Here is a 7812-nt window from a genome sequence, read left to right as displayed (position 1 = left end):
AGCGTCCCAGCGACCGAAGGGAGTGAACTTAAGCGCTTTGTTAGAAGCAGAGCCTGTTCCCTTGGCATTTTTAAAAACTAATAAAGCCAGCATACGATTGATTATTAACACAAACAAGTAAAACGACTATGCACTGATGTTTTTGATTTGACTGAAGCAAGCCGCCCTTTGAGTTAACAAACGCAATGGCGCTTGCTGACTGAAAATAAGAACTTGGCGATAAAGCGCCTATTGCGCAACCTGTGAAGTTGAAGCGGCGAAGTTAAAACCACCAAAAGCCAGAGCGATTTTTGAAACAGCAGGTTAGGGCGGTTGAACTGCTATTTGTATTAAGCGAAACGCAGTTTGGGCTGGCGCCTTCTAACAATTTAATGTACGGAAAAAATCCTTTATGCAAGGTGGAGTATTTCCGTATATCACTCGAATAATAATACCATCCTCGCATGTAATTGCCGTAACATCAATATCCTATACTTTGTATCTGAAAATCCTGAACTTAAGTACGGAATCTATCCTTTTTATTTTACGACAGCTCAAAAACTCGTAATGCTGTGTTTATTTCCAGTAATAAAATAAATAAAAAAATGAAATCAATGTTCATGCAAATGGTGGTCGAGCATATGCGTAATCGCCGATACGCCAAACGTACCATAGAGCTTTACAGTAAGTGGATTATCAGCTTTATTCGTTTTCACAATAGTAGGCATCCCTCTCAAATGGGGGATATTGAAGTTGAAGCGTTTTTATCACATTTGGTGAATGCTAAAAATGTTGCGCCGGCTACACAAGCGAGTGCGTTGAATGCATTGGCGTTTCTTTACCGCGATATTTTGGAATGTCCGCTCTCGCTAGAGCTCAACTTTGTTGCTAGCCGCAGGCAGGCCAAACTACCAGTTGTGCTTACGCAAGATGAGGTTGTATCGCTATTCACTCGAATACCGGCAAATGTAAAGCTTCCTGTCTCGTTATTGTATGGAAGCGGGTTACGTTTAATGGAAGCGGTTCGGCTACGAGTTAAAGACATAGATTTCGACTATAACGCTATTCGCATTTGGGATGGAAAGGGCGGTAAACACCGTATTGTTACCTTGGCTTCTGAATTAAAGCCAGGCCTTACTCGGCAAATCGGAATGGTTGAAAATTACTTGGCCGCTGATCTAGAAAACCCCAAATATGAAGGGGTTTATTTACCCCATAGGCTGCGCGATAAATATAAATGCGCACCAAAACAGTTGGGCTGGCACTATCTTTTCCCTTCATCGCGGCTATCCGTCGACCCAGAAAATCAAAAAGTGCGTCGACACCATATCGACGAATCAAGTATTCAAAAGGCCATTAGAAATACGGCGAAAGTGTGCGGCATCAAGAAAAAGGTAACGCCGCATACACTCCGTCATTCCTTCGCTACGCACCTGTTACAAGCTGGCGCTGATATTCGTACTGTGCAAACTCAATTAGGTCATTCTGACGTGAAAACCACACAAATTTACACCCATGTTCTGCAACAAGGAGCGCAAGGCGTGGTTAGTCCACTGTCTAGAGTATTGAAATAAAGGAGGTAGGCAACAAAAAAGGGCCCGAAGGCCCTTTCAATAAAACGTGTTTAACTAATTAAACGCGTTCAAATACAGTAGCAATACCTTGGCCTAATCCAATACACATGGTGGCTAAGCCTAGCTCTACATCTTGCGATTCCATCAGGTTAATCAAGGTACCTGAAATACGAGCGCCTGAACAACCTAATGGGTGACCTAATGCAATAGCGCCGCCGTTAAGGTTAATTTTATCGTCCAGGTTATCCATCCAGCCTAACTGCTTAACGCAAGATAGTGCCTGAGCAGCAAACGCTTCGTTAAACTCGGCCAACTGAATGTCGTCCATCGTTAAACCTGCGCGTTTAAGTGCTTTTTGTGTTGCCGGTACTGGGCCGTAACCCATAATTGCGGCGTCACAACCTGCTACTGCCATTGCGCGAATTTTCGCACGTGGCGTTAAGCCTAGTTCTTTCGCTTTATCGGCAGACATAAGCAACATGCCTGATGCGCCGTCAGAAAGTGCCGAAGAGGTACCCGCCGTTACCGTACCGTTCACAGGGTCAAATACAGGGCGAAGGGCCGCCATACTCTCTGCTGTACTTTCAGGGCGAATAACTTCGTCATGACTAATCAGCTTAAGCGTACCGTCTGCGTCGTGACCTTCCACAGGCACAATCTCGTTGGCCCAGCGGCCTTCAAGGTGTGCTTTGTGTGCTAGCTGGTGAGAGCGAGCGCCAAAGGCGTCCTGCATTTCACGGCTAATACCGTTTTGACGACCAAGTAGCTCTGCAGTCATCCCCATCATGCCCGATGCTTTTGCGGTGTATTTCGCAAGGCCTGGGTGAAAGTCGATGTTGTAGTTCATAGGCACGTGACCCATGTGTTCAACTCCACCAATCATGTAAATATCGCCGCGGCCGCTCATAATGCCACTGGTGGCATCGTGAAGGGCTTGCATTGAAGAGCCACACAAACGGTTAACGGTTACCGCACCTGTGGTGCGTGGAATTTGTGTAAGCAGCTGTGCGTTACGTGCAACGTTGAAGCCTTGTTCTTTGGTTTGCTGTACACAGCCCCAAATAATATCTTCTATGTCAGCTGGGTTTACATTTGGGTTGCGCTCTAATAGCGCAGTCATTAGTGCAGCAGAAAGGTCTTCTGCACGAACATGTCTAAATACGCCACCCTTAGAGCGTCCCATAGGGGTGCGTACGCAATCGATTACTACGACGTCTTTCATTTATATTCTCCTAAGGATTAAGCGAAGTAAGATTTACCTTCAGCAGCCATCTTGCGAACGCCATCTGAAATTTGGTAAATCGGGCCAAGGTCAGCGTACTTGTCTGCAAGTGCAACAAAGTTTGCTAGTCCCATTGTTTCAATCCAACGGAAAACACCACCGCGGAACGGCGGTAAGCCTAAGCCGTATAGTAGCGCCATGTCTGCTTCTGCAGCACTGTCTACAATACCTTCTTCTAGGCAGCGGATAGCTTCGTTAGCCATTGGCACCATAAGACGAGCAATAATGTCTTGTGCGTCAAAATCTTTCTTCTCAGAAACGATAGGAGCTAACAGGCTATATGCTTCATCGGCAGCCACTTTCGTTGGCTTACCACGCTTGTCTTTGCCGTAGTTATAAAACCCTTTGCCGTTTTTCTGGCCTAAACGCTTTTCTTTATAAAGTACGGTTACTGGGTCATCGCCAAGGCGTGCCATACGCTCAGGAATGCCTGCAGCCATAACGTCAGCCGCGTGATCGCCAGTATCAATGCCTACTACATCCATAAGATAAGCAGGGCCCATTGGCCAACCGAATTGTTTTTCCATTACTTTATCAACAGCGACAAAGTCTGCGCCATCAAGCAATAGTTGGCTAAAGCCAGCAAAGTATGGGAACAATACGCGGTTAACTAAAAAGCCTGGGCAGTCGTTCACTACAATAGGCGTTTTACCCATGCGAAGTGTTGTTGCCACAACAGCGTTAATAGTGTCTTCAGACGTTTTCTCACCGCGAATAATTTCAACTAGCGGCATGCGGTGCACTGGGTTGAAGAAGTGCATACCACAGAAACGCTCTGGCTTATCTAAGCTTTCTGCAAGCTGGTTAATTGAGATAGTTGATGTGTTAGAACAAATAATTGCGTCGTCGGCAACGTTTTGCTCTGTTTCTTTAAGCACTATCCCTTTCACTTTCGGGTTTTCTACTACCGCTTCAATAACTAGGTCAGCATCTTTGATGGCGCTGTACTCAAGGGTTGGCGTAATAGCGTTCAGCGTTTTCGCCATTTTAGACGCGTCTACTTTCCCACGCTTCATGCCTTTGCCTAAAATACTGGCCGCTTCGTTAAGGCCTAGGTCGAGTGCGTCAGTATTGATGTCTTTCATCACTACCGGCATACCTTTTACGGCACTTTGGTAAGCAATACCGCCGCCCATAATGCCTGCACCTAGTACCGCATTAAGCTTGATGTCTTTCTTGCTGGCTTTTGCTTGTTTCTTGCCTTTGCCTTTTACTAGCTGGTCGGCTAGAAAAATACCAATTTGTGCTTTCGCCGCATCAGTTTTTGCCAGTGCTACAAAGCCTTCATTTTCAACTTTAAGTGCGCCGTCACGGTCCATGCCAGCCGCTTTTTGTACGGTTTCTACCATTTTATGTGGCGCAGGATAATGTTTACCTGCTTGTGCAAACACCATGGCTTGCGCGGTAGAGAAGCTCATCATGGCTTCGTTTTTATTCAGTTGAAGTGGCGCTTTTTTCTGAGCACGACGAGCGCCCCAGTTTAGGTCGCCTGACACTGCATCTTTTAGCATCGACAGCGCGCTTGTCGCGAGAGCTTCTGGAGCCACTACCGCATCAACAGCGCCTTCAGCCATTGCTTTAGCTGCTTTTCTGTCGCGGCCCGTTGTCATCCACTCTAGTGCATTATCGGCACCAATAAGACGTGGTAAACGCACTGTGCCACCAAATCCAGGCATAAGGCCCAGTTTTACTTCTGGCAAACCTATGCTTGCAGTGGTGTCAGCAACCCGAAGATCACAGGCTAGCGCCATTTCACAACCACCACCAAGTGCAAAACCGTTTACCGCTGCAATTGTAGGGAAAGGTAAATCTTCAAAGCGGTCGAATACTTGTGAGGTGTTAGCCACCCACTCTAGTACTTCTGCATCGTCCATGGCAAAAAGGCCAGTGAACTCGGTAATATCAGCACCCACAATAAAGGTGCTTTTTGCTGAGCGAACTACTAAGCCTTTTACGTCGCCTTTGGCAACGAGCGCTTTAGTTGCTTCGTCAAGTTCAGATACCGTTTGACGGTCAAACTTGTTTACTGAACCTTCAGCATCGAATACTAGCTCAGCAAAGCCGTCATCTAGCGGACTGACGGAAAGACTTTTGCCTGTGTATATCATTATCATCTCCTTCGGCATTGGCCAGGATGTTAGTAAATTAAATCCAACTGTGTTGTAGGGCAGTATCAATTTACTAACGCGTTAGGGTGGCTACAGGTTTTACAAAGCCACACAAAATTTCAACAAAAATTCAAACATCTGTTTCAATGTGTCATAAGGTAGTGGTCGGATGACTTAAATTCAAGAGTAAATAGTGAATTCACGCTTCATTTCGGTATTGGTGGTTGTATAATGAGCATAATCAGCGCAAAGCGCCAATCCAATATAAGAATAATCGACAATAAGTCTGCCTATGTTTGTAAAGCATTGCTAACGATGTAAAACATGAATAGAGGCAGTCGGCACAACATCTTCAATGGCATGGAGCCAAGCTGTTATCTCGCATTACGTAGCTTTTGCTAGGCGTTTATCGCGCTTTCATAAAGTGTTTACTAACCATTAAGTAAGTACACAGCTAGTTATTACATATGCGGTATTAATGCGGTTATCACAGCAACATATGCCACTCATGAACGGCCATTGCCATTTCTATGAGTTAGGTATAACGAGTAACTCGGCGTTTTCCACGTTAGTGCAAAGCTAGTTTAAAACAAGTTGAGTTCATTTCAGGGTAGGGGGCTTTTTGTGTCTACATATAACTATTGGTCGCGCGTATATCGTCTTCGCGACACCGCTTTTGGCTTACACGCATTGCGGGCTAATAAACTATTGCGGGCCGTTTTTTTATTAAATTGCGCTATGCTAGTGCTCTGTGCACTGCCATTTTCTTCTTTACATGCTGCTCAGCAGCACACGCAAGCCCAATCACTCACCTTGCCGCCAGACGTCTACGCTGAAAAACGCCAGCACTTTCTTACGCTAGAAGAAAAGTTGCGTACGTATTCACGTCGTCGTATTAACGACTTCGACGGTGAAATTTACGCACTGGCAGACTATCCCCTGTACCCTTATTTACTGCGCTTAAAACTAGAGCGCACCATGTCTATTCGCACAAAGCGCGACGTGAAGCAGTTTCTGCACGACTACCGCGGGCAGCCAGTGAGCTATGGCTTGCGATACAAATGGCTTAATTATTTGGCCAAACGCAATCACCAACAGGCCTTTCTCGACAGCTATAGTAGCGGAATGGGGGCAAAACTTACCTGTATTTCACTTAACTACCGTTTACAAAATGGCGAGCCAGCAAAGCAAGTACTGCGAGAAGTAGACACCCTGTGGCTGCACGGTCAGTCTCAACCTGATGAATGCGATCCGCTTTTTGCAAAGTGGAAAAAAGCAGGATTAATGTCGCCTGCTATGGTGATTAAGCGCATTGAAATTGCGGCTAAAGAAAAGAACAGACGCATTATTCCTTATCTAAAGCGCCAGCTTCCCGCAAGCGAACAGTATATTGCTGATATCTGGTTATCGGTTACACGCAATGTCAGCAGTGTTCAACAAAGTAGGCTATTTCCCTTAAAGAACGTTCAGAGCGAGCGAGAAGCGCTGGTATGGTCTCTTGAAAAACTGGCGTGGCAACAGCCTACACTAGCTGCAAATGTATATGAGAGATATGACGAAAAAGAGATATTTTCGGCAGCGCAGCGCCATGTAATCAATCGTGCAATTGCCCTTAGCTACACATTAGATAAGTCACCACAGGCTCATGATTGGCTAGAGAAGGCAGATGCGCCCGGCGCTAACGAAGACATAACCCTGTGGCATGTATCTCACCTTCTTCGTACAAAGCAGTTTGACGAGGTCATTCGAATTATTGAAAACGCGCCAGAAGCATTACAACGTAAAGCCAACTATCGGTATTGGCTTGCGCGGTCGCTAGAACAATCAGAGCAGCCCATGCGCGCCGCCGTGCTTTATCAACAGCTAGCACAAGAGCGTCACTACTATGGGTTTATGGCAAGTGCGCATATCAACACTTCTCCATCGCTTAAAAACAATCCAGCACCTAAAAATAGCAACGCTATTGCCAAGCTTGCAGTAACACCGGCCACCTTGCGGGCAGTGGAGTTTTTTCGTCTTGACCGCGCGACTGAAGCAAGGCGAGAGTGGTATTACTTGCTAAGTCACATCCCGAACGATCAGATAACTGATGCAGGGATACTGGCCTATGAGTGGGGGTTGTACGACCAAGCAATTAACAGTTTTGCGAGAAGTGGCTATTGGGATGATGTAGAGCGACGCTTCCCTCTTGCCTTTAACGACGTTTTTAGTGAAAAGGCAGAAGCACACAATATCTCTACCTCGTTTGCGATGGCTATTGCTCGGCGAGAGAGTTCGTTTAGAAGTGATGCTGTATCGCCTGTTGGCGCCGCAGGATTAATGCAGTTAATGCCCGGCACGGCAAAATATGTAGCGCAAACTAAAGTCAGTCGCAGTCAGCTTTTTGATGTTAATGAGAACGTAGAGTACGGCGTGCAGTACCTGCGCTATTTGATGGATAAACTGGATAATAACCCGGTACTGGTATCGGCGTCTTACAATGCCGGGTGGAGAAAGGTGTTAGAGTGGCTGCCCGTGAATGAAGCGCTGCCGGTGGACATCTGGATTGAGAATATCCCTTACAAAGAGACCCGCGCTTACGTAAAAGCGGTAATGACGTATCAACATATATACGAGCAGCAGCTTGGCAGCAGCAATAACATATTTCCTCAGCTTACCTCGGATATGATCCCATCGGCAGACGCGGTGAGTACACATCCAGTGACCGGTGTTATGCAGTTAGCGCCAAAATAAGGGCGCTGTCAGCTTTTAGGTCAATCGAACTTGGCTGTACCATTAACGCCACAGCTCAGGTGGCAAGTTAACACTGCTGGGCTGCAGTTTATCGTAGGGGTATAAATAAGAGCACAGGCTCATGGTATACTCGTAC

The 7812-nt window shown here is 46.2% G+C and carries 4 protein-coding genes; 2 read left to right on the top strand and 2 right to left on the bottom strand.

Features of this window, described 5'->3' with window-relative positions:
- Nucleotides 1-584 precede the first annotated feature (584 nt).
- Nucleotides 585-1553 carry an integron integrase gene (locus tag O9X84_RS09170; RefSeq protein WP_269519406.1) on the top strand — a complete coding sequence of 323 codons (969 nt, stop codon included), beginning with the start codon at nt 585-587 and terminating at the stop codon, nt 1551-1553.
- A 58-nt stretch (nt 1554-1611) separates the two neighbouring features.
- Here the strand turns inward: O9X84_RS09170 and fadA are convergent, their stop codons facing one another.
- Together fadA and fadB are read right to left on the bottom strand one after the other, a co-directional pair.
- A complete protein-coding gene (fadA, locus tag O9X84_RS09165) occupies nt 1612-2775 on the bottom strand; it encodes an acetyl-CoA C-acyltransferase FadA (protein ID WP_269519405.1) in 1164 nt (387 codons plus the stop codon).
- Between the two features lie 17 nt (nt 2776-2792).
- Nucleotides 2793-4943 (bottom strand): fatty acid oxidation complex subunit alpha FadB, encoded by a 2151-nt coding sequence (fadB, locus tag O9X84_RS09160; protein WP_269519404.1) that lies wholly within the window; start codon nt 4941-4943, stop codon nt 2793-2795.
- A gap of 624 nt (nt 4944-5567) precedes the next feature.
- On the opposite strand from fadB, the gene O9X84_RS09155 reads away from it, so the two are divergent.
- Complete coding sequence (locus O9X84_RS09155) at nt 5568-7676, top strand: transglycosylase SLT domain-containing protein (protein WP_269519403.1); 2109 nt, start codon at nt 5568-5570, stop codon at nt 7674-7676.
- Nucleotides 7677-7812 lie beyond the last annotated feature (136 nt).

The sequence above is a fragment of the Alteromonas sp. BMJM2 genome, assembly GCF_027257845.1.
Classification (GTDB): domain Bacteria; phylum Pseudomonadota; class Gammaproteobacteria; order Enterobacterales; family Alteromonadaceae; genus Alteromonas.
This window is presented reverse-complemented; position numbering and strand designations above follow the sequence as displayed.

Bases quoted from the DNA above. Each gene is read 5' to 3' on its own strand.
- O9X84_RS09170 (WP_269519406.1), top strand. From the start codon at position 585: ATGAAATCAATGTTCATGCAAATGGTGGTCGAGCATATGCGTAATCGC.
- fadA (WP_269519405.1), bottom strand. From the start codon at position 2,775: ATGAAAGACGTCGTAGTAATCGATTGCGTACGCACCCCTATGGGACGC.
- fadB (WP_269519404.1), bottom strand. From the start codon at position 4,943: ATGATATACACAGGCAAAAGTCTTTCCGTCAGTCCGCTAGATGACGGC.